Source organism: Streptomyces sp. RG80 (genome assembly GCF_040446465.1).
In the GTDB taxonomy this organism is placed as follows: domain Bacteria; phylum Actinomycetota; class Actinomycetes; order Streptomycetales; family Streptomycetaceae; genus Streptomyces.
Window position 1 is genome coordinate 1 of sequence record NZ_JBEAAJ010000020.1, and the last position, 21,045, is coordinate 21,045.

Below are 21,045 nucleotides of genomic sequence, written 5' to 3' on the forward strand. Positions count from 1 at the left end.
ACTCACCCTCTCGGGCTTTCCTCCGGGCTTTTCCCTTCGGTCTTGCGTTTCCGACTCTATCAGACCGTTTCCGGTTCCGATTTCCTCGGTGCTTTCCAGGTTCTCGCTTTCGCGTTTCCCTTTCCGGCGGTTCCGACTCTATCAGATCCTTTCGGGCCTGACTCCCAGTCAGCGGGGTTTGTCTTCCCGGCTGTTGGGCCGTTCCGACGTCTCAAACCTTAGCGGATCCTCTCGGCAGTTCCTAATCGAGCTGCCGAACCCAAATCGAATTGAATTCGGGCACGCCGAATTCAATCCCGTTGGGAGGTCGTGCTGATGGTTTGTGTGCCGCTGATGCGGCGGGAGGTGTTGTCGAAGAACCGTTACGGCTCTGCGGCAACCCGAAGAACTCTACGGACCGCCGAGGGGGCGTGTCAAGCACCCCTGTCAAGATCTTTTCGGGTGACGTGTCAGTCCAGGTCAGTGAGGCGGCCACCGGCGTCCGGCTGCGCGTGCTCCACGCGACGCAGAAGACGGGTGAGGACGTCGCCGAGGCTGGTCCGCTCCTCGGCGGAGAGGTCCTGGAGGAGGTCCTCCTCGAAGACGCTGGCGAGGCGCATGGCCTCCAGCCACTTCTCGCGACCCTCGTCAGTTAGCTCCACGATGACCCGGACGCGGTTGCTCTCGTCCCGCTCCCGGAAGACCAGTCCCTCCGCGACCATCCGGTCGATGCGGTGCGTCATCGCGGCCGGCGTCAGGCCAAGGCGCTTGGCGATGTCGCTGGGGCCCATCCGATAGGGGGCGCCGGAGAGCACGAGGGCCTTGAGGACCTCCCACTCCGCGTTGCTGATGCCGAGGGCGGAGGTCTGACGGCCGTAGGCGACGTTCATACGGCGGTTCAGTCGGGACAGCGCCGAGACGATCTTCTCGACCTGGGGATCGAGGTCCTGGAACTCGCGCTGGTAGGCGGCGATCTGCTCGTCGAGCGTGGGCTCGGGGATGCCAGGAGTCTCGGCCATGACGGCAGTATCCCACGTCACTTTGCCTCTAAGTCCTTCATTCTGTACTCTTTAGCTTCGAACTTTAGCTTTGAAGTCTTCACTCCTAACTAGTGAGAGAGGTGAACGTGACCAGGCAGATGGGCGCAGCGATGCGCCGGATCCACGTGGGTAACGCACTCAGCGCGTTCGGGCTCGGCTTCACCGTCCCCTACCTGTACGTCTATGTGGCGCAGGTACGGGGACTGGGAGCCATGACGGCGGGGCTCGTCCTCGCCGTCTTCGCCGTGGCCGCGCTGATCGTGCTGCCGTTCGCCGGTCGAGCGATCGTGCGGCGGGGCCCGCTTCCGGTGTTGCTCGTCGCCCTGGTCACCGCCGCGATCGGTGCGCTGAGCCTGGGGCTCGCGAGCAATGCGCCCACCGTGCTGCTGTCGGCGGCCGCGCTCGGCGCCGGGCAGGCAGTGATGCAGCCGGCGCTCGCCACGATGATCGTGGACTGCTCCACGTCCGAGACCCGCTCGCGTGCCTTCGCGATGCAGTTCTTCCTGCAGAACCTCGGGCTGGGCGTCGGCGGTCTCATCGGTGGTCACCTCGTCGACACGACGAAGGTCTCCTCTTTCACCGTCCTCTTCGCGATCGAGGCGGCGATGTTCCTGCTGCTGGCCGTCGTGATGGTGACCGTACGGATGCCGCACTCCCCGCAGGTCGGGGATGCGCCGGCCGGTTCGACGAAGGGCAGCTGGAAGCAGCTGCTGGGCAACCGGGCCATGGTGCAGCTGTCCGTCTTGGGCTTCGTACTGTTCTTCGCCTGCTACGGCCAGTTCGAGTCGGGTCTGGCCGCGTACGGGGTCGAGGCCGCCGGGATCTCCACCTCCGCGCTGGGGACGGCGCTGGCCGCCAACACCGCGATGATCGTCGTGGCGCAGTTCGCCGTACTGAGGTTCGTGGAGCGGCGCCGGCGGTCCAGGGTCATCGCGGCGGTCGGTGTCATCTGGGCGTTCGCCTGGGTCGTCGCCGGTTACGCGGGCCTCGGCCACGGCAGCCAGGAGATGGCCACGGCCGCCTTCGTCTCCACGTACGCCCTCTTCGGGCTCGGTGAGGCGATGCTGTCGCCGACCGTCGCCCCGCTGGTCGCCGACCTGGCACCGAGCGGGATGGCCGGTCAGTACAACTCGGCGTTCGCCCTGGTGAAGCAGCTCGCCCTGGCCGTGGGTCCGGCGGTGGGCGGCCCGATGGGCGCCGCGCTGCACGGGCCGTACATCGTGACGTTCTTCCTGTTCTCGATCGGCATCACGTTCCTGGCCCTGAGGCTCGGACGGCAGCTCACCGCCGTACAGGACCACCCGTGGCGCGCGAGGAGCCGAGTGGTGGCGAAGGGTGGAGTACCGGTGGAGTCCGTCGCCGCGTAAACGGGGCACCCCTTTGGGGGCGCGGGGAACTGCGCGATCAGCTACGTCGGACCCGCAGTCGCCCACGTGCCCCAGGCCCCTACCCCTTGGGCAGCACGAACTCGCACCAGACGGCCTTCCCGCCCCCGGGTGTCCGACGCGACCCCCAGTTGGAAGCGATGGTCGCCACGATGGCGATGCCGCGGCCGGACTCGTCTCCGGGTTCGGCGCGGCGGCGGCGCGGCAGGTGGTCGTCTCCGTCCGTGACCTCGATGATCAGCCGTCGGTCCGTCCGGCGCAGCCGCAGCCGCATCGGTGGTGTCCCGTGCTGCAACGAGTTCGCGACCAGCTCGCTCGCCGCCAGCACGCCGAGGTCGTGCAGCTCCGCCGGGAACCGCCAGCTGGTGAGCACGCCGGAGGCGAACGCACGCGCGCGTGGGGCCGCCTCGATGCCGCCGAGGAGCTCCAGCGCGGCGTTGCGGAAGAGGTCGCTGTCCGGGCCGGTGCGGGCGGGGTGCTGGAGGACGAGGACCGCCACGTCGTCGTCGTGGTCGGCGGTGACGCCGGCCGAGCGGACCAGTCGGTCGCAGACGACCTGGGGTGTGCCGGTCGCGCCGGACAATGCCCGCTGAAGCGCCTCGATGCCCTCGTCCAGGTCCTCGTTACGGCGTTCCACCAGGCCGTCCGTGTAGAGGACGGCCGTGGAGCCGGGGGTGAGGGGGATGGAACCCGAGGTGTGCATCCAGCCGCCGGTGCCCAGGGGTGGGCCGGTCGGTTCGTCGGCTCGGAGCACCGTGCCGCTCTCGTCGCGGACCAGGATCGGGAGGTGGCCGGCGGAGGCGTACACCAGCTTGCCCTCGTTGGGGTCGTGGATGGCGTACACGCAGGTGGCGATCTGGTTGGCGTCGATCTCGGTGGCGAGGCCGTCGAGGAGCTGGAGCACCTCGTGCGGGGGGAGGTCGAGGCGGGCGTACGCCCTGACCGCCGTACGCAGTTGGCCCATGACCGCTGCCGCGCGGACGCCTCGGCCCATGACGTCGCCGATGACGAGGGCGGTGCGGCCGCCGCCGAGGGTGATGACGTCGTACCAGTCGCCGCCGACCGCGGCCTCGGTGCCGCCGGGCTGGTACGTGGCGGCGATGCGGAGGTCGTCGGGTTCCTCCAGGACCTGGGGGAGGAGGGAGCGCTGGAGGGTGACCGCGGTTTCGCGCTGGCGGCGTTCGCTGGCTCTCAGGCGTTCGGCGGCCTCGGCGTGGTCGGTCACGTCCGTCGCGAAGACGAGGACTCCGCCGGTGTCGCCTTCCGTCACCGGGGTGCAGGTGAAGGTGTAGGAGCGGCCGTCGGGGGCCTTGCGGGACTTGACCGTGCGGGGCTTGCCGCTGCGCAGGACCTGGTCGAGGAGCGGGAGGAGGCCGATCTCGTCGAGTTCGGGGAGGGCCTCGCGGGCGGGTGCGCCGGGGTCGCGCAGGCCGAAGGCCGTCACATAGGCGTCGTTGACGTAGGCGAGGCGGTGGTCGGGGCCGTGGACGAGGGCGACGAGGGCCGGCACGCGGTCGAGTACCTCGCGTACGGGGAGTTCGTCGACGGCGGGCACGGGCGGCGCTTCGTCGGTGAGCTGTTCGGCGCGGGCCGCGGGTACGGAGCCCTCCCCGAGTCGGTCGGGGGTGACCTCGTGGTCGGTCCGCGCTGCTGCGCGGCGCTGTGTTCCGGGGAGCCGGGCGCTCCAGCGCGTGAAGTTCACGAATCCTTGCCTCGTGTCGTCGTCTTCGGCCGGCTCCGGACCCGGCCTGGGTCCTCGCGGGTGCGGAGGGCGGGCGTCCACCCGTCCTTGGGTCGGGGATCAGTGTGGCAGTGTGACCGACCGGGTCGACATCCGTCAGACGCCTACCTTGCCGGTGGAGTTCCTCGGTCCGGTCAGGACGACCCCTTCGGGTCGTTCGAGGGGTCCTGAGGAGGCTTTCCACCGGCCGCGAGTTCGAACTCCGCTCGGGGGTGTTCGAGGGAACCCAACGAGACGATCTCCCTCTTGAAGAGCCCGGACAGGGTCCATTCGGCCAGGACGCGGGCCTTGCGGTTGAAGGTGGGCACCCTGCTGAGGTGGTAGGCGCGGTGCATGAACCAGGCAGGGTAGCCCTTCAGCTTGCGTCCGTAGACGTGGGCGACGCCTTTGTGGAGGCCGAGGGAGGCGACCGAGCCGACGTATTTGTGGGAGTACGTCTCCAGGTCCTCGCCGCGTAGCGCGTGCGCGATGTTGTCGCCGAGGAGCTTGGCCTGGCGTACCGCGTGCTGGGCGTTGGGGGCGGTTTCCCTGCCGGGTTCCTGGGCCGTGACGTCGGGTACCGCGGCGGCGTCTCCGGCCGCCCACGCGTGCGTGGTGCCCTCGACGGTCAGCTGAGGGGTGCATTTCAGCCGACCTCGGTCCGTGAGCGGGAGGTCGCTGGCGGCGAGGATCGGGTGGGGTTTGACGCCGGCGGTCCACACGACCGTACGGGTCGGGAAGCGGGCGCCGTCGCTGAGGACGGCGACGCGGTCGGCGCAGGATTCGAGGCGGGTGTCCAGGCGTACGTCGATGTTGCGGCGGCGCAGTTCGGTGACGGTGTAGCGGCCCAGTTCGGCGCCGACCTCGGGGAGGATGTGGTCGGAGGCCTCCACGAGGATCCACTTCATGTCCTCGGGCTGGACGTTGTGGTAGTAGCGGGTGGTGTAGCGGGCCATGTCCTCGAGTTCGCCGAGCGCCTCGACGCCCGCGTAGCCGCCCCCGACGAACACGAACGTCAGGGCCGCGTCGCGGATCGCGGGGTCGCGGGTGGAGGAGGCGATGTCCATCTGTTCGATGACGTGGTTGCGCAGTCCGATGGCCTCCTCGACGGTCTTGAAGCCGATGGCGTGGTCGGCGAGGCCGGGGATGGGGAGCGTGCGTGAGACCGAGCCGGGGGCGAGGACCAGTTCGTCGTAGGTGAGGCGCTGCGCGCCGGTGCCCTCTTCCTCGGTGGCGAGGGTGGTCAGGGTCGCGGTGCGTTTGGCGTGGTCGATGGCGGTGACCTCGCCGACGATGACATGGCAGGCGTCGAGGACGCGGCGCAGCGGGACGACCACGTGGCGGGGGGAGATGGAGCCGGCGGCCGCTTCGGGAAGGAACGGCTGGTAGGTCATGTACGGGTCGGGGGTGACGACCGTGATCTCCACGTCGCCGCGCCTCAGTTCCTGTTTCAGCCTCCGTTGGAGGCGCAGGGCCGTGTACATCCCGACGTAGCCGCCACCGACAACGAGAATGCGCGCGCGTTCCTTCACCACCCCATGACGCACCCGGCGCTTGAGTTTGTCCACAGCCCCGACAATTTGTGTGACCGCGCGTTTTGCGTGCGCCGGGTTGGCCGAATCGACGGCGTGCGGGGAAGATTTGCAGGTCAACGGGTGTGCGCCGGGGGTCTTGAGGGGGTGCAATCGGGACGTATACGACCCGTACTCCGATCGGGGGGCGCTCCGTGCGGAACCTGCCCCTTCTGAATTGACCCCCTCTCAACTATGTTCGTGTGTCGACGGGGTGTAGGGGGATGCACTCATCGGGTTCGCGACGGGCGGCCCGTGTCGCGGGTTCGTTCCCCATGTGCGCTCCGGCTTTCAGTGGCGGGGAGAGTCTCCGGGGGGAGACGTCATTACCGGGGGAACGCTTATGCATGTTCAGGACTCTCATTGGTCTTCCGCGTCTGCCATCGCACCCGGTGGCGGGGCGATGAGCGCGGCGGCGGGGAACGGGCGCGACGGTTCGCGTTCGACGCCGCTGCGTGTGGACGCACAGCGCAATCTGGAGCACGTACTGCGTGCGGCGCGCGAGGTCTTCGGCGAGCTGGGGTACGGCGCGCCGATGGAGGACGTGGCGCGGCGCGCGCGGGTCGGTGTGGGCACGGTGTACCGGCGCTTCCCGAGCAAGGACGTCCTGGTGCGGCGGATAGCCGAGGAGGAGACCTCCCGGCTGACCGACCAGGCGCGGGCGGCGCTCGGCCAGGAGGACGAGCCGTGGTCGGCGCTGTCGCGCTTCCTGCGGACGTCGGTGGCCTCGGGTGCCGGGCGGCTGCTGCCGCCGCAGGTGCTGCGGGTCGGGGTGGCCGACGAGGCCGACGGTGCGGGGTTCGACGAGGCGCGAGTGCCGCAGCAGCGGTCGCAGCCGGGCTCGGGTGAGCTGCGGCTGGTGTCGGAGGACCCGGGGAACGGGGTCGAGGACGACTCGGGTGCGGCGGCGCTGCTCGACGTGGTGGGCCGGCTCGTGGAGCGGGCGCGCGCGGCGGGTGAGCTGCGGGCCGATGTGTCGGTGTCGGACGTCCTGCTGGTGATCGCGACGGCGGCGCCCTCGCTGCCGGACGCGGCGCAGCAGGCGGCGGCCTCGGCGCGGTTGCTGGACATCCTGCTGGAGGGCCTGCGGTCGCGTCCCTCGTAAAGGCCGCTTGACGCGGTGCCTCGATCAGGTGACGACGGGGTGTGGGTGCTGCGCCGCCCGCGCCTCGTTCGCATGCCCGGCTTTTCCGGCACGTCCCCAACTCCTGCTCAAGACACGTCGGTTGAGCCTTCCCCGGACGGGTGACGGCTAGTACTGCGGTGCGGCGAATCCCCACGGACGAGTGGATGCGCCGCACTGACGGGTCCTGACCAAAAGCCAATATGGCACGCTGACCCGGTGTTCGTGACTGGTTGGGCAGGCGGCGGGGGCTTTCCGCGATGAGCGTTGACGGGCGGGACGAGTCACAGGGTGACGGCGACCCGGAGGCCGGTGGCCTGGCGTCGCCCCAGGTGCCCAGCCAGGGGGGCCGGGCGGGCCGTCGGCCGGTCGGCGGCGACCCGGCCGAGGGCGGCGTCCCGACCCAGCGCGACCGGCGCGAGGACAGCGTCCTGCCCCCACCGATCGAGCTGCCGCCCGGCGACGCCGACCTGATCGGCCGGATGCGCTCCGGCGACGACACCGCCTACGAGGAGCTCTACCGCCGCCACGCGGACGCCGTGCGCCGCTACGCCCGCACCTGCTGCCGTGACGCCCACACCGCGGACGACCTCACCGCCGAGGTGTTCGCCCGCATGCTCCAGGCGGTACGCGGCGGCTCCGGCCCCGAGCACGCCGTACGCGCGTATCTCCTGACGACCGTCCGACGCGTGGCCGCGAACTGGACGAAGTCGGCGAAACGGGAGCAACTGGTCGACGACTTCGCGGTGTTCGCCGCGCAGTCCGCGCGGATGACCGAGGTGTCCGACGACGACACACTGGACCTCGGCGCCGACGTGCGCGCGATGCACGAGGCCGAGCAGTCCATGGCCATGCAGGCCTTCCGGTCACTGCCCGAGCGCTGGCAGGCCGTGCTGTGGCACACCGAGGTCGAGGACGAGTCGCCGAGCGAGGTCGCCACGCTCTTCGGGCTCGACGCCAACGGCACGCGCGTGCTCGCCAGCCGCGCCCGCGAGGGCCTCAAGCAGGCCTATCTCCAGGCCCACGTCAGCGCCAGCCTCGCCGACGACGAGGAGTGCGCCCGCTACGCCGACCAGCTCGGCACCTACGCCCGCGGCCGACTGCGCACCCGTGCCGAACGGGGCCTGCGCAAGCATCTGGAGGAGTGCGCCAAGTGCCGGCTCGCGGCCGCCCAGATCTCGGAGGTCGCGAGCAGCATCCCGGCCGTGGTGCCGGTCGCGGTCATCGGCTGGTTCGGTGCCGCCGGGTACGCCAAGGTCGCGGCGCTCATCGCCGGCGGCACGGGCGCGGGGGCGGCGGGTGTCGCGGGCGCTGCCGGCGCGGGCGGTGGTGCAGCGGCCTCGGAGGGCGTGGGCATGCCGGTGAAAATCGGTCTCGCGGCCGGTGCGATGGTCGCGGCGGGTGTCGTGGTGGCGCTCGCGCTGGCCAACAACGACAAGCCGGTGGACAACAAGCCGGAGGCGCACCCGCCCGCCACCACGCCCGTGGTGAAGCCGGCCGAGAACTCTCCCAAGCCCCCGAAGAAGGAGCCCGCCGCCGCGCCCCCGGTCATCGCCCCCACCCCGACCCCGACGCCCACCCCCACGCCGACGCCGAAACCCAAGCCGACCCCCACGCCCACCCCTACTCCGACGCCGGCCCCGAAGCCGAAGCCCAAGCCGACCCCCACGCCCGCGCCCACCCCGCCTCCCCCGCCCGCGCCGGCCGTCTACCAGTGGAGCGAGCTGGTCTACGACGTCAACGGCGACGGCACCGAGCCCGAGATGCGGATCGGCGAGAGCAGCTGGGTGTGGCAGCGGTACGGCGTCTCGGTCGGCGGCACGCGTTACGAGCACGGCGTCACCGTTCACGGCCGCTCCTCCGTCACCATCGACCTCAACCGCGAGTGCACCGCCTACGACGCGCTGGTCGGCGTGGACGACATGGCGCTGGGGCTCGGCAAGATGTACTTCTCCGTCTACGCGGACGGGGTCCGGCTGTGGAAGTCCGGGCTGGTCGAGGGCGGGGACGCGGCGGTGCCGGTGCATGTGAACCTCGCCGGGCGCGAGACCGTACGGCTGGTGGTGGAGCCGCACAGCCCCTACGACGACCTCATGCTCGCGGACTGGGCGGAGTCGAAGTTCAGGTGTTCGTAGCGGAGTAGGCGCGCTGGGCCTCGGCGAGTTCGCCGAGAACGTCGTCCGGGGTGAGGGCCGAGCCCTGGGCGTACTCCGCCGTGTGCCGTTCGGTGCCGAGGGCCGCGCGGGTCTCGGCCTCGGCCCGTTCGACGTCGGCGAACCCCGCGCGGGGGCGCGGGTGGCCGCCGCGCCAGCGGTCACCGGCGGCGAGCAGGCGGGCGGCGCGTGGATGGTCGCCGAGCCGGGCCGCCAGGACCGCCGTACCGTCGGCCAGTTCCGCCTTGAGCGCGTCGGAGCAGCGCGTCTCGATCGCCGTGCGCAGGGCCTCCGTCAGCTTGGGCAGGGCGGTCCCGGGGCCGGTCACAGCCGCCGACACCATGGCGTCGACCGCCAGCAGCAGCACCCTGAACTGCGGTGGCGGTGTGGCCTGTCCAATGGCCTCGCGGGCCCCTTCGTACAGGTCGCGCGCGTACTCCACGTCCTTCTCGTCCAGCGCGATCTGGGCGCGCTGGAGCAGCACGAACGCCCGGGAGTCCGCCACGGCGTACCGGTCGGCGGTGGCGCTCGCCTCGTCCAGCGTGGCCAGGGCCACCGTACGGTCGCCCGCGCGGTAGGCGATCTCGGCGAGCCGGGCGAGGAGGAACGGCTTCTCGGTGTGGGCACCCACCTCGTGGGCGAGCCGCAGAGCCTCCTCGTACTCCCCCTTGGCCTCGTCGAAGCGGCCGCGCGCCATGGCCGCCTCGCCCGCGGCGCTGCACACCTGGGCCCGCAGCCAGCGGTCGCCGACCCGTCGGCTCAGTACCCGCAGTTCCGCCAGGTCGCCGTCGATGCCGGGCATACCGCCCGGGGAGTCGACCACCAGGTGCGCGCGGAACATCAGCAGGATGCCGACCTCCCAGTCGCCGCCGTGGGCACGGCAGTTGGCGACCGCCCGCTCCAAAACCGGCCGGGCGTCGTCCACCGGGCCCGGGGGCAGGAAGACCGTCACCGGCCAGGCCAGACCCGGCAGCCGGGCCGCCTGTGGTCCGCCGGCGCCGAAGTGGCCCCGGATCCGGTCGACATACCGGCGCATCCGCTCGTCCCGGCCGTCCAGCGGCGGCTCGACCTCGGCCATGAGGAAGAGATGCAGCATCCTCAGGTCCATCCGCAGGGCGTGCAACGGATGGCTGCTCTCACCCTCGGGTTCGGCGAGGAAGGTGTCGACGGGGTCCATGGACGTCATCAGGGAGCACCGCGCGTCCCACTCCGCCGGGAGAGCGCCCCCGGCCGCGTCCAGGGCCGCTCCCAGCCGCAGCACCTGGTCGGTCCAGTCCGCGCCCTCCCTGCGGTAGTTCCGCAGCCACCAGAACCAGGTCATGGCGACGGCCAGGGCGCCGGCCTCCCCCTCCGCACCGGCCTCGACCGCGCGGTGGAGGGCAGCGCGGATGTTGTCCAGCTCCGTCTCCAGGCGGGAGATCCACGGGAGTTGACCGGCGGAGCGCAGTTCGGGCTCGGCCTCCTCGGCCAGGGCGCGCGCCCAGGCACGGTGGCGGACCTCGGCGGTGACGCGCGCGTGGGGGGCCTCTTCGGCGCGTTCGACGGCGTACTCGTGGATCGTCTCCAGCATGCGGTAGCGCATGGAGTCGCCGCCGGACCGCTCGCACGGGGCGGCGACGATCAGGGACTTGTCGACGAGCGCCCCGATCAGCTCGGCGGCGGGACCGGTGCACACGGCCTCCGCGGCGGCGAGGTCCCAGCCGCCCGCGAACACGGCCACCTCGATCAGCACCGTCCGCTCCCGCTCGTCGAGCAGGTCCCAGGACCAGTCGACGACCGCGCGCAGGGTCTGCTGGCGGGGCAGGACCGTGCGGCTGCCGGAGGTGAGCAGGCGGAAGCGGTCGTCGAGGCGGTCGGCGATCTGGCGCGGGGTGAGCAGGCGCAGCCGCGCCGCCGCCAGTTCGATGGCGAGCGGCAGTCCGTCGAGGCGGCGGCAGATCTCGGTGACGGCCTCGGTGTCGCGGAGGACGACGTCCGCGTCGGGGCGGACCGCCGTCGCGCGCTCGGTGAAGAGCCGGTGCGCCTGGTCGGGGAGGAGGGGCTCGACCGGGCGCACGGTCTCGCCGGGGACGCCCAGGGGTTCACGGCTGGTGGCGAGGATCGTGAGGCCCGGGGAGCGGGTGAGGAGGGTTTCGGCGAGGTGGGCCGCCGCTTCGATGACATGTTCGCAGTTGTCAAGGATCAGGAGTTGGCTGCGCGCGGCGCAGTACTCGACGAGCAGGGCGAGCGGGTCGTCCTGCCGGTCCGTCAGCTCGGTGGTGATCAGCTTGGTCTCCCGCAGACCGAGCGCGCTGACCACCGCCCCTGGCACCGCCTCCGGCCGGTCGAGCGGCGCCAGCTCGACGAGCCACGCCTCCGGCCGCCCGGCGGCGGCCTCCTCGGCGAGACGGGTCTTCCCCGAGCCGCCCGGTCCGGTGAGGGTGACCAGGCGGGCCCTGTGCAATTCGGAACGGATGGCGTCGAGCTCGGGTTCCCGCCCCACGAAAGAGGTAAGGCGCGGACGGAGGTTGCCGGGGCGCGGGGTGCGGGGGTGTGGGTGTGCGGGGTTTGGGTGGGGCGGCGTGGAGGGCGGGGCGGGCGTCGGTGTGGGGGGCGGGGTGGGTGCCGGGGCGGGCGTCGGGGCCGGCGTCGGGCTGAGCAGTTCGGCGTGCAGGGACTGGAGTTGCGGGCCCGGGTCCGTGCCGAGGCCGTCCGACAGAGTGCGGCGGGCCGACTCGTACGCGGCGAGTGCGTCGGCGTTGCGGCCGGTGTCGCGCAGGGCGCGGATGAGGAGGGCGTGCAGCGGTTCGTCGTACGGGCGGGCCGCGGTCAGTTCCGTCAGCTCCGGTACGACGTCCTGGGCGCGGCCGAGTCGCAGCGCGGCCTCGGCTCGGGTGCGGGTCGCCTCCAGGCGTCGGGACTCGAGGCGGGTCGCGGGGGTGCGGTCGGGGAGGTCGGCGAGGGCGGGGCCGCGCCACAGGGCGAGGGCCTCGTCCAGGGTGTGGGCGGCGGTGCGGGGGTCGCCTCGGTGGAGGGCTTCGGTGCCCTCGTGGGTGAGGCGTTCGAAGACGAAGAGGTCCACGTCGTCGCGGGTCGCGGTGAGGCGGTAGCCGCCGGCTGTGGAGGTGATCGCCTCCTTGCCGAGGGTGCGGCGGAGGCGGCCGACGAGGGCCTGGAGGGCGGCCGGGGCGTCCTGGGGCGGGGCGCCGTCCCAGACGTCGTCGATCAGGGTGTGGGGGGCGGTGACGGTCCCTGGGCGGAGGGCCAGGGCGGTGAGCAGGGCTCGGAGGCGGGGGCCGGTGAGGGGTATGGGGGTGCCCTGGTCGTCCTCCGCCTGGGTGATGCCCAGGATTCTGTACCGCACCGGGTCATTGTCGCCGGGGTGGCTGGGGGGGGTGCGGGTTTTGGGGGCGTGGCGTGTGTGGGGGCGGGGTGAGGGGCGGTGCGGGGGTGAGGGCGGTGGGTGGGTGCGGGGTGGGCGGGAGCGGGGTGGGCGGGTGCGGCGTCGTGGGGGTGCGCGACGGGTTTTTCTCGCCCCCGCCGCCCCTACCCGTTCCCATCCACCAGGGGCTGCCGCCCCTTCGACCCCGCCCTCCAGGGGGCTCCGCCCCCTGGACCCCCGACGGCCCTGAAAGGGCCTTGTCCTCAAACGCCGGACAGGCTGCAAAACACGACACGGTCCGGCGTCGAAAGGCGCAGCCCCTCCCGGGTGGGTGGGGGATCGGGACGGCAAGACCTCGTCCTCAAACGCCGGACGGGCTGAGATTGCCTGGGCCGGCCTATAGATGCGCAGCCCCCTCCTGGGTGGGTGGGGGATCGGGACGGCAAGGCCCCGGCCTCAAACGCCGGACGGGCTGAGAAACACAAACACGACACGGTCCGGCGTTGGAAAATGAAGTGCGGCCCCCTACCCCCTCCGCGCCCCCGCCCCCAGCGCCCCCCTCTGCGGCGTGATCCCCGCCGGTACCGCACGCGCGCGGGCCGGGGTGCCGGTCCAGCAGGTGCCTCGGCGGGAGAGGAGGCGGCGGAGCCAGAGTTCTAGGGAGACGAGGTCGGCGAGGCCGTCCAGGGGGAGGGGTTCGCCTTCCGCGGCCGCGCGGAGGGCCTTGCGGACCACTCGGGCCTCCACCAGGCCCGCCTCCGCGAGGAGGGGCGTGCCGAAGAGGGACATCAGGGAGTCCGCGGCCACGCGCAGGCCCGTGCGGGCGGCCACCGCGGCCGAGGCGTGGGAGGGGGCGCCCCAGCCCGGGGGGAGGTCGGCGACGCCCGCGCCCTGCAGGACCGTGCGGAGGATCGCCGCCCTGGCGCCCGGCTGGACCCGGAGCGCCTCCGGGAGGGCCCGGCAGGCCCGGACGACCTGGTTGTCGAGGAACGGGGCGTGCAGGCGCTGGAAGCGGACCTCGGCGGCCTGTTCCAGGATGCGCACGTCCGCGGCGGTCCTCGCCAGGGCCGCCCGCGCGCGGTAGTCGCCGGGGCGTTGGCCCGGACCGACCGAGGAGCGGCTCGTCGCGCCCTGGAGGCGAACCGATACTTCAGCCAGCGCCTCGCCGGTCAGCCAGCGCGCCGCGGGGCCGGGTCTGGCCCAGGCGAGGGCGGCCAGCGAAGCGCCCACGGCACCGCCCGGCTCGTCGAAGCGGCGGTCCATGAGCCGGTCGGCGAGGACTTCCAGGCCGGTCCGGTAGGGCGTGCGGGCGAGGCGGCGTGCCGCTCCGTACACGCGCGCGGGGACCATCACCGAGCCGTCCGCCTTCGCCAGCGCGGCGACCGGACGGACCAGGTGGCGGCGCTTGCGGTCCATCAGGAGGTCGGCCAGGCGGGCCGGGTGCGCGTCCAGGACCTGGCGGGCGCCGTATCCCGTGAAGTGGTCCGCGCTGCCCGCCGCCAGGCGCGCCCGGTGCCGGGCGGCCGTCACCAGGGAGGGGCCCGGCTCGTCCGTCAGCGGGCCGTCCAGATCGGCGTACGGCAGTGTCTCCTCGCCGCCGGCCACCACCACGTGGTGCAGGCGCGGGTTGGCCGCGAGCGATCCCGCCCGTTCCACCTCGGCCTCCCGGCCGCGGACGGCCAGGTCGTTGAAGGTGACCGCCAGCAGCCGCTCGCCGGCGCCCGTGCCGTGCCCGAGGACCGTGCCCGGCATCCCCGGCAGGCCCGCCGCCAGCAGCGCGAGGGTGCCCGACGCGGGGCCGCCCGACAGATCCGCCCCGATCCCCGGAACCGGCGTCCCGCGCGCGGCACGCCGTTCGGCGGGACCCATGCCCGGGACCGGCCCCGGGTCGATGTCCGCGCCGGGAACGTGCCGGGGCGCCGACAGACGCGCGCGTACCGCTTCCACCAGCGCGTCCCGTACGGCGTCCACCGCGCTGTCCGGGTCGGCCGAGGGCGCCGCCACCGCGAGGGAGGCGACCGCCTCGTACCCGGCGATCTCGCGTGCTCCGTTGCGCAGGATCAGCGCGTGCCCCGGCGGAATGCGGCGCACGCCGTCGTACGGGGTGGAGTCGTGGAGCGCGGCCGGGACGTCGGGGGCCGCCAGGAGGGCCGCCAGGTGTCCGAAGTCGAGGTTGGCCTCGATGAGGTCGGCCAGCGGGAGGGCGGCGGTGGCGTAGGCCGTGCCGCCGGCCCAGGGGGTGTAGAACACCGGGCGGGCGCCCGCGAGATCGCCGCAGACGGTGATGCGGCGGCCCACCTGGACGACGGCCGTGTAGCTGCCGGGCCAGGCCGTCAGATGCCGAAGGGCGCCTCCGCGCGCGGCGAAGAGGCCGACTCTCAGTTGTTCGTCCGTCGCCCCGCAGGTGCCCAGGACGGCGATCCGGTTCTGCGCGTCGGCCTTGACCACCCGTACCTCGTCGGGACGCCAGTCACCGACCGCCCACAGCGGATCGGGGTCTCCCCAAAGGAGTTGGGAACCCACCGGGTGCACGGTCTCGCCGTCGCCGCCGGTCGCCCCCGCGGAGCCGATCTCGGCTGCTCCCGCTGCGGTGCTGCTCCACCCCACCAACCACCGCATCGACGCCTCCACAGGCTGTGGACCACCAGTGCACCGCACGAACGGTTCACCATGCTGCCATGAAGGAGGCGCACCGGAGAGGCGGTGGAGCCGCTTGTGCTCCGGGGAATGCGCCGTCGCGCGCGTGTCCGGGGCGAGACGGTACGGAAGCGAACGCCCGTACAGGGCAGGGGGCCTGCGACGCGAATGCGCCCCCGATACGCTCCCCCAGAACGCCCTTCGCGCCGTCAATTTCCATGGTGGGAGCGGTAATTGCCCAGGAGATGCGGGGTCGGTTTTCGGCCAAGTTGGCGGAGCGGGGACAGGCTCGCGCACGCTCCGTACAGGCTCTGCGCACCGCATCGGCAACGCGCAGTCCGGGGAACGGAGTTCGCCCCCCGGACCGTTCCGCCACCCGCGGGGATGTAGGTGGCGGAATCCCCCAGCCCACTGGATCCAGTACAGCGGGCCGACCCACGCACGATCCATGGAACCGCTCCCCCGATGGCCGGAGAAGAGCGCACACACAGGCGCACGGCCACACAGCGGGAGCACGACGCAACGGTACGTATGGGAGCCCGTACGTGCGTACGGACCACAATCCCGCCATCCGGAACAATGCCTCTTAACGCTTGGGATGCGGCGAACTACGCTGGGTTTACGAATGCCGCGTGGTTATGCCAGCGCGGCAGCCGTCTGTGTCGAGGGGTGGCGCATGTCCAGGGAGCAACGCGGGCCGAACGAAAAACTCGGCGCCGTTCTCGCCCTCGCGGGAATCAGCAACGCAGGACTCGCGCGTCGCGTCAACGATCTTGGCGCTCAACGCGGGTTGACTCTTCGCTACGACAAGACGTCGGTGGCGCGCTGGGTGTCGAAGGGCATGGTGCCGCAGGGCGCCGCGCCGCACCTCATCGCGGCCGCCATCGGCCAGAAGCTCGGCCGCCCGGTACCGCTCCACGAGATCGGTCTGGCGGACGCGGATCCCGCACCCGAAGTGGGCCTCGCCTTCCCCAGGGACGTCGGTCAGGCCGTCCGCTCGGCGACCGAGCTGTACCGGCTGGACCTCGCCGGGCGCCGCGCCGGCACCGGCGGCATCTGGCAGTCGCTCGCCGGGTCGTTCGCAGTGAGCGCATACGCAACGCCCGCCTCACGGTGGCTGATAACCCCGGCCGACAGCTCGGTCGCGCGTGAGGTGAACTCCGCGGAGGGTTCCGGCGGACCGCTCAAAGTCGGCCACAGCGATGTGCAGAAGCTGCGGGAGGCCGCCGAGGACGCCAGGCGCTGGGACTCCAAGTACGGAGGCGGCGACTGGCGTTCGTCCATGGTGCCGGAGTGCTTACGGGTGGAGGCGGCTCCGCTGCTGCTCGGCTCGTACTCCGATGAGGTGGGCCGGGCCCTGTTCGGCGCCTCCGCCGAGCTGACGCGTCTCGCGGGCTGGATGGCCTTCGACACCGGTCAGCAGGAGGCCGCGCAGAGGTACTACATCCAGGCGTTGCGACTGGCCCGCGCGGCCGCCGACGTACCCCTCGGTGGGTACGTGCTGGCGTCGATGTCCTTGCAGGCGACCTACCGAGGCTTCGGCGACGAGGGTGTCGACCTCGCCCAGGCCGCGCTGGAGCGCAACCGTGGTCTGGCCACGGCCCGCACGATGAGCTTCTTCCGGCTCGTCGAGGCACGCGCGCACGCCCGCGCGGGTGACGCGCAGGCGGCCGGGGCTGCGCTGAAGGCGGCCGAGGGATGGCTGGAGCGGTCCCGGGACGGGGACCAGGATCCGTCGTGGCTGGGCTTCTACTCCTACGACCGTTTCGCCGCGGACGCCGCCGAGTGCTACCGGGACCTCAAGGCGCCGCGCCAGGTGCGCAGGTTCACCGAGCAGGCGCTGTCGAAGCCGACGGAGGAGTTCGTACGCTCGCACGGGCTGCGGCTGGTCGTGTCGGCGGTGGCGGAGCTGGAGTCGGGCAACCTCGATGCCGCGTGCGAGCAGGGCGTACGGGCGGTGGAGGTCGCGGGGCGCATTTCGTCGGCCCGCACCACCGAGTACGTGAAGGACCTTCTCCATCGGCTGGAGCCGTACGGCGACGAGCCGCGCGTGGTCGAGCTACGGGAGCGCGCACGGCCCCTGCTGATGGCCCCGGCCTAGGGTCTGTCGTTTGGATCAGGTCGGCCGTGAGAAACAGCACTTCGGGGCTGACCCGAGCGGGGTCTGGTGCGGGCAGCTGCAAGGCGGAGGAGGCTGTGACATCAGCCGCTGCCGCGGCGGGCGACGCGGAGCGTCGGCGACCGACGACAACGCGGCTGGGGGTGCCCCCTCTGGGGGAGTGCGTGCCAGACCCCGCGAGGCCGAGCTGATCCGAACGACAGGCCCTGGGCGTGGGCACCTCCTCCCGTTCCCCGCGTTTGAAGGCATTGTCAGTGGCGCAGTGCACTATCTAGAGCGGGAGGTGGTGCAGGTGCGGCCGGAGATCGCTTATGACTGCGACGTGCTCGTGGTCGGGGGCGGGATCGTCGGGTTGTCGACGGCGTATGCGATCACGCGTGCCGTTCCGGGGACGCGGGTGACCGTGCTGGAGAAGGAGGCGGGGCCCGCCCGGCATCAGACCGGGCGGAACAGCGGGGTGATCCACAGCGGGATCTACTACCGGCCGGGGTCGCTGAAGGCCCGGTACGCGGTCAAGGGCGCCGCCGAGATGGTGAAGTTCTGCGCCGAGTACGGGATCGCGCACGCCGTGACCGGGAAGCTGATCGTCGCCACCGAGCGCTCCGAGCTGCCGCGACTGCACGGGCTCGTGCAGCGAGGCCGGGAGAACGGAATTCCGGTGCGCGAGATGGGCCCCGCCCAGATCACGGAGTACGAGCCGGAGGTGCGCGGTCTCGCGGCCATACACGTGGGCACGACCGGCATCTGCGACTTCGTGGGGGTCGCCCGGCAGCTGGCGGAGGCGTCGGGGGCGGAGATCCGGTACGGCGCCCGGGTCGAGCGCGTCGACCGGCGGCCGGACCTCGGCGTCGCCGTCCGGACGACCGCGGGAGACGTCGTCCGGGCCCGGGTGCTGGTGAACTGTGCCGGGCTGCACTGTGACGAGGTGGCACGGCTGACCGGGGACGACCCCGGGATGCGGATCGTGCCGTTCCGGGGCGAGTACTTCACGCTCGCGCGGCCCGAGCTGGTGAAGGGGCTGGTGTATCCGGTGCCCGATCCGGCGTTCCCGTTCCTCGGGGTGCATCTCACGCGCGGGATCGACGGAAGCGTGCACATCGGACCCAACGCGGTGCCGGCGCTGGCCCGCGAGGGGTACGGGTGGGGTGTCGTACGGCCGCGGGAGCTCGGGGCGACGCTGGCCTGGCCGGGGTCGTGGCGGATAGCGCGGCGGCACTGGCGGTACGGGGCCGGTGAGCTGCGGCGGTCGGTGTCCAAGGGCGCCTTCACGGACGCGGTGCGCAGGCTGCTGCCGGCCGTGCGGGAGGACGATCTGGTGCCGTCGGCGGCCGGGGTGCGGGCGCAGGCGGTGCTGCGGGACGGGACGCTGGTCGACGACTTCCTGATCAAGGAGGGTCCGCGGACCGTGCATGTGCTGAACGCGCCTTCTCCGGCGGCGACGGCCTCGCTGCCGATCGGGCGCGAGGTGGCTCGGCGGGCGCTGGCGGTGCTGGAGGCGGGGTGACCGGGTGTGGGGCCGGGGTTTGAGGGCCGGGGTGTGGGGGTGCGGCTCGTTGGGGCCTCGTCCGCAAACTCCCCCAGAGGGGGCCCCGGACGGCCCCGGACGGGCCGAAGGGCGCCCATCGCCCCGTAAAATCGACCCCACTGTGTCTGACTCCCACAACGCCCCCGACGCGTCCCAGCCCTCCCACACCCCCGGTGTGTCCGTTCGGCACACCCGGGACAAGGGGGAGCCGCGGTTCCCCGACGGGCCGAAAGCCGATCCCGCCGGGTCGCACTTCGAGCGGCGGATCCGGAGTTTCCAGCCGCGTCGGAGCCGGGTGACGGCGGGGCAGGCGGACGCGTTGCAGCGGCTGTGGCCCAAGTGGGGGCTGGACATCGACGGGCAGCGGGTGCTCGACCCCGCCGAGCTGTTCGGGAACGACAACCCCGTCGTGCTGGAGATCGGGTTCGGCATGGGCGAGGCCACCGTGCGGATGGCGGCCTCCGACCCGGGGACCAACATCCTCGCCGTCGACGTCCACACCCCCGGTCAGGGCAACCTGCTCAACCTCGCCGACCAGAGCGGGCTCACCAACGTCCGCGTCGGCAACGGCGACGCCATCATCCTGCTGCGCGAGATGCTCGCCCCGGACTCGCTCGACGGGCTGCGCGTCTACTTCCCCGACCCCTGGCCCAAGAAGCGGCACCACAAGCGGCGGCTGATCCAGCCGGAGTTCCTGACGCTCGCGGCGACCCGGCTGAAGCCGGGGGCGATCGTGCACTGCGCGACCGACTGGGAACCGTACGCCGAACAGATGCTCGAGGTGCTCACGGCGCACCCGGACTTCGAGAACACCCAGGCCGACGGCGGTTTCGCGCCGCGTCCGGACTACCGGCCGCTGACCCGTTTCGAGGGCCAGGGACTGGACAAGGGACATGTCGTGAACGACCTGTTGTTCCGGCGCGTACAGCGGGAAGAACCCCACAACGACCAACCCCCCACCGGCGCCTGAGACCACCTCGCCCCGCTGCGGGCGGCGCCCCTGACTCGTTAGGGTCGATGCCGTGGCCACCTTTCCCCCGTACCCGACGCACCACCCCACCGGTCCACCCGGCGGCGGTGCGCTCCGGCACGCGCACTGGTGGCAGCGCAAGTGGGTTCGATATGGCGCGCTGATCACGCTGCTCGCGCTCTCCGGGCTGGTCATCCTCGCCCTGGTGCGCGAACAGACCGGCACCCAGGGTTTCCTGGTCGGGCTCGGGCTCGGCATCCTGCCCGTACCGCTGCTGATAGCCGCCTTCCGCTGGCTCGACCGGGTCGAGCCGGGCCCCTGGCGCAATCTGCTGTTCGCGTTCTCCTGGGGCGCCTGCGCGGCGGCGCTGATAGCGATCGTCGCCAACAGCTTCGCGACCCGGTGGATAGCGACGGCGACCGCGGATCCGTCCAGCGCCGACACCCTCGGCGCGACCGTCATAGCGCCGATCGTCGAGGAGACCGCCAAGGCGACGGCCGTCCTGCTCGTCTTCCTGTTCCGCAGACGGGACTTCACCGGGATCGTGGACGGTGTGGTGATAGCCGGCGTCACAGCCACCGGCTTCGCCTTCACCGAGAACATCCTCTACCTCGGCACCGCCTTCGGCACCGACCAGCTCACCGGCGACTCCGGCATCGCCTCGGTCACCGCGGCCACGTTCTTCGTCCGCGTCATCATGTCGCCGTTCGCGCATCCGCTGTTCACCGTGCTCACCGGCATCGGCTTCGGCATCGCCGCGCTGTCGCCGGACCGCCATCACATACGGCGCGTGCTGCTCCCGCTCTCCGGCCTGCTGCTCGCGATGGGCATGCACGCCGTCTGGAACGGCTCCTCGACCTTCGGCGAGTACGGCTTCTTCGCCGTGTACGCGGCCTTCATGGTCCCCGCGTTCGGCCTGCTGACCTGGCTCGTCATCTGGACCCGGCAGCGCGAACTGCGGACCGTCCGCGAGGAGCTCCCCGCCTACGCCGTCGCCGGCTGGCTCACCCCCGCCGAACCCTTCGCCCTCGGCTCGATGCGGGCCCGCCGGATCGCCCGCCAGTACGCCCGCACCCACGCCGGCAAGCCGGCCGCCCGCGCGGTGGCGCAGTACGAGGCGTACGCGACGTCCCTGGCCTTCCTACGGCACCGGGGGCGCCGCGGCCGGGCCAACGCCGACTTCGTCGTACGGGAGCGGGAGCTGCTGCACGAACTGTGGGTACGCCGGGAGGCGGCGCGCCCCGCCCTGGACCACGCGGCCCGCGTGACGGCACCGCCGGTGCCGGTGCTGATCCCGCCGACGCACTGGCCGATGCACGGGTACCCGGCGGTGCAGTACCCCGGCTACAACCCGTACCGCACCTGAGCGCTGCGCTGGACGTGCGGTGGACAGGTCGTCGTTCGTCTACGGCACCGTCGTGGCCGGTCGCACCCACGCGGCGGCAGCCCCGAAGTGACACGG

Annotated in this window: 12 protein-coding genes; 7 read left to right on the plus strand and 5 right to left on the minus strand. The window is 72.2% G+C overall.

Translation table 11 applies throughout. From position 1 onward, the window contains the following. Positions 1-449 precede the first annotated feature (449 nt). On the minus strand, positions 450-998 hold the full coding sequence (locus ABKA17_RS45335; protein ID WP_353698320.1) for a MarR family winged helix-turn-helix transcriptional regulator: 549 nt from the start codon (positions 996-998) through the stop codon (positions 450-452). Positions 999-1,105: 107 nt separating this feature from the next. On the opposite strand from ABKA17_RS45335, the gene ABKA17_RS45340 reads away from it, so the two are divergent. Beyond that, positions 1,106-2,386, plus strand: a complete 1,281-nt coding sequence (locus ABKA17_RS45340; RefSeq protein ID WP_353698321.1) for an MFS transporter — start codon at positions 1,106-1,108, stop codon at positions 2,384-2,386. A gap of 79 nt (positions 2,387-2,465) precedes the next feature. Here the strand turns inward: ABKA17_RS45340 and ABKA17_RS45345 are convergent, their stop codons facing one another. Both ABKA17_RS45345 and ABKA17_RS45350 read right to left on the minus strand, forming a co-directional pair. Beyond that, the gene (locus ABKA17_RS45345; RefSeq protein WP_353698322.1) at positions 2,466-4,106 is read right to left on the minus strand and encodes an ATP-binding SpoIIE family protein phosphatase; all 1,641 of its coding nucleotides are present in this window, start codon (positions 4,104-4,106) and stop codon (positions 2,466-2,468) included. Between the two features lie 173 nt (positions 4,107-4,279). Further along, entirely contained in the window at positions 4,280-5,659 is a 1,380-nt protein-coding gene (locus ABKA17_RS45350; RefSeq protein ID WP_353698392.1) for an NAD(P)/FAD-dependent oxidoreductase, read from the minus strand. 379 nt (positions 5,660-6,038) lie between these two features. Here ABKA17_RS45350 and ABKA17_RS45355 point away from each other — a divergent pair, with 379 nt between their 5' ends. Both ABKA17_RS45355 and ABKA17_RS45360 read left to right on the plus strand, forming a co-directional pair. Continuing rightward, entirely contained in the window at positions 6,039-6,800 is a 762-nt protein-coding gene (locus tag ABKA17_RS45355; RefSeq protein WP_353698323.1) for a TetR/AcrR family transcriptional regulator, read from the plus strand. Positions 6,801-7,078: 278 nt separating this feature from the next. Next, the gene (locus ABKA17_RS45360; protein ID WP_353698324.1) at positions 7,079-8,953 is read left to right on the plus strand and encodes a sigma-70 family RNA polymerase sigma factor; all 1,875 of its coding nucleotides are present in this window, start codon (positions 7,079-7,081) and stop codon (positions 8,951-8,953) included. On the opposite strand, the gene ABKA17_RS45365 is transcribed toward ABKA17_RS45360, so the two are convergent. Together ABKA17_RS45365 and ABKA17_RS45370 are read right to left on the minus strand one after the other, a co-directional pair. Next, a complete protein-coding gene (locus ABKA17_RS45365; RefSeq protein ID WP_353698325.1) occupies positions 8,940-12,314 on the minus strand; it encodes an AfsR/SARP family transcriptional regulator in 3,375 nt (1,124 codons plus the stop codon). The two genes, ABKA17_RS45360 and ABKA17_RS45365, sit on opposite strands and share 14 nt — an antisense overlap. A 543-nt stretch (positions 12,315-12,857) precedes the next feature. Next, positions 12,858-14,951: an asparagine synthase-related protein gene (locus tag ABKA17_RS45370; protein WP_353698326.1), complete on the minus strand. Its 2,094-nt coding sequence runs from the start codon at positions 14,949-14,951 to the stop codon at positions 12,858-12,860. A 694-nt stretch (positions 14,952-15,645) separates the two neighbouring features. Here ABKA17_RS45370 and ABKA17_RS45375 point away from each other — a divergent pair. The 4 genes from ABKA17_RS45375 to ABKA17_RS45390 all read left to right on the plus strand — a co-directional run bounded on the left by ABKA17_RS45375 (position 15,646) and on the right by ABKA17_RS45390 (position 20,949). Then, positions 15,646-17,070, plus strand: a complete 1,425-nt coding sequence (locus tag ABKA17_RS45375; protein ID WP_353698327.1) for an NsdA family TPR-like regulatory protein — start codon at positions 15,646-15,648, stop codon at positions 17,068-17,070. Positions 17,071-17,350: 280 nt separating this feature from the next. Beyond that, a complete protein-coding gene (lhgD, locus tag ABKA17_RS45380; RefSeq protein WP_502994549.1) occupies positions 17,351-18,592 on the plus strand; it encodes an L-2-hydroxyglutarate dehydrogenase in 1,242 nt (413 codons plus the stop codon). Positions 18,593-18,734: 142 nt separating this feature from the next. Continuing rightward, positions 18,735-19,583: a tRNA (guanosine(46)-N7)-methyltransferase TrmB gene (gene trmB, locus ABKA17_RS45385; protein WP_353698328.1), complete on the plus strand. Its 849-nt coding sequence runs from the start codon at positions 18,735-18,737 to the stop codon at positions 19,581-19,583. Positions 19,584-19,635: 52 nt separating this feature from the next. Beyond that, positions 19,636-20,949 (plus strand): PrsW family intramembrane metalloprotease, encoded by a 1,314-nt coding sequence (locus tag ABKA17_RS45390; RefSeq protein ID WP_353698329.1) that lies wholly within the window; start codon positions 19,636-19,638, stop codon positions 20,947-20,949. The last annotated feature ends 96 nt before the right edge of the window (positions 20,950-21,045 follow it).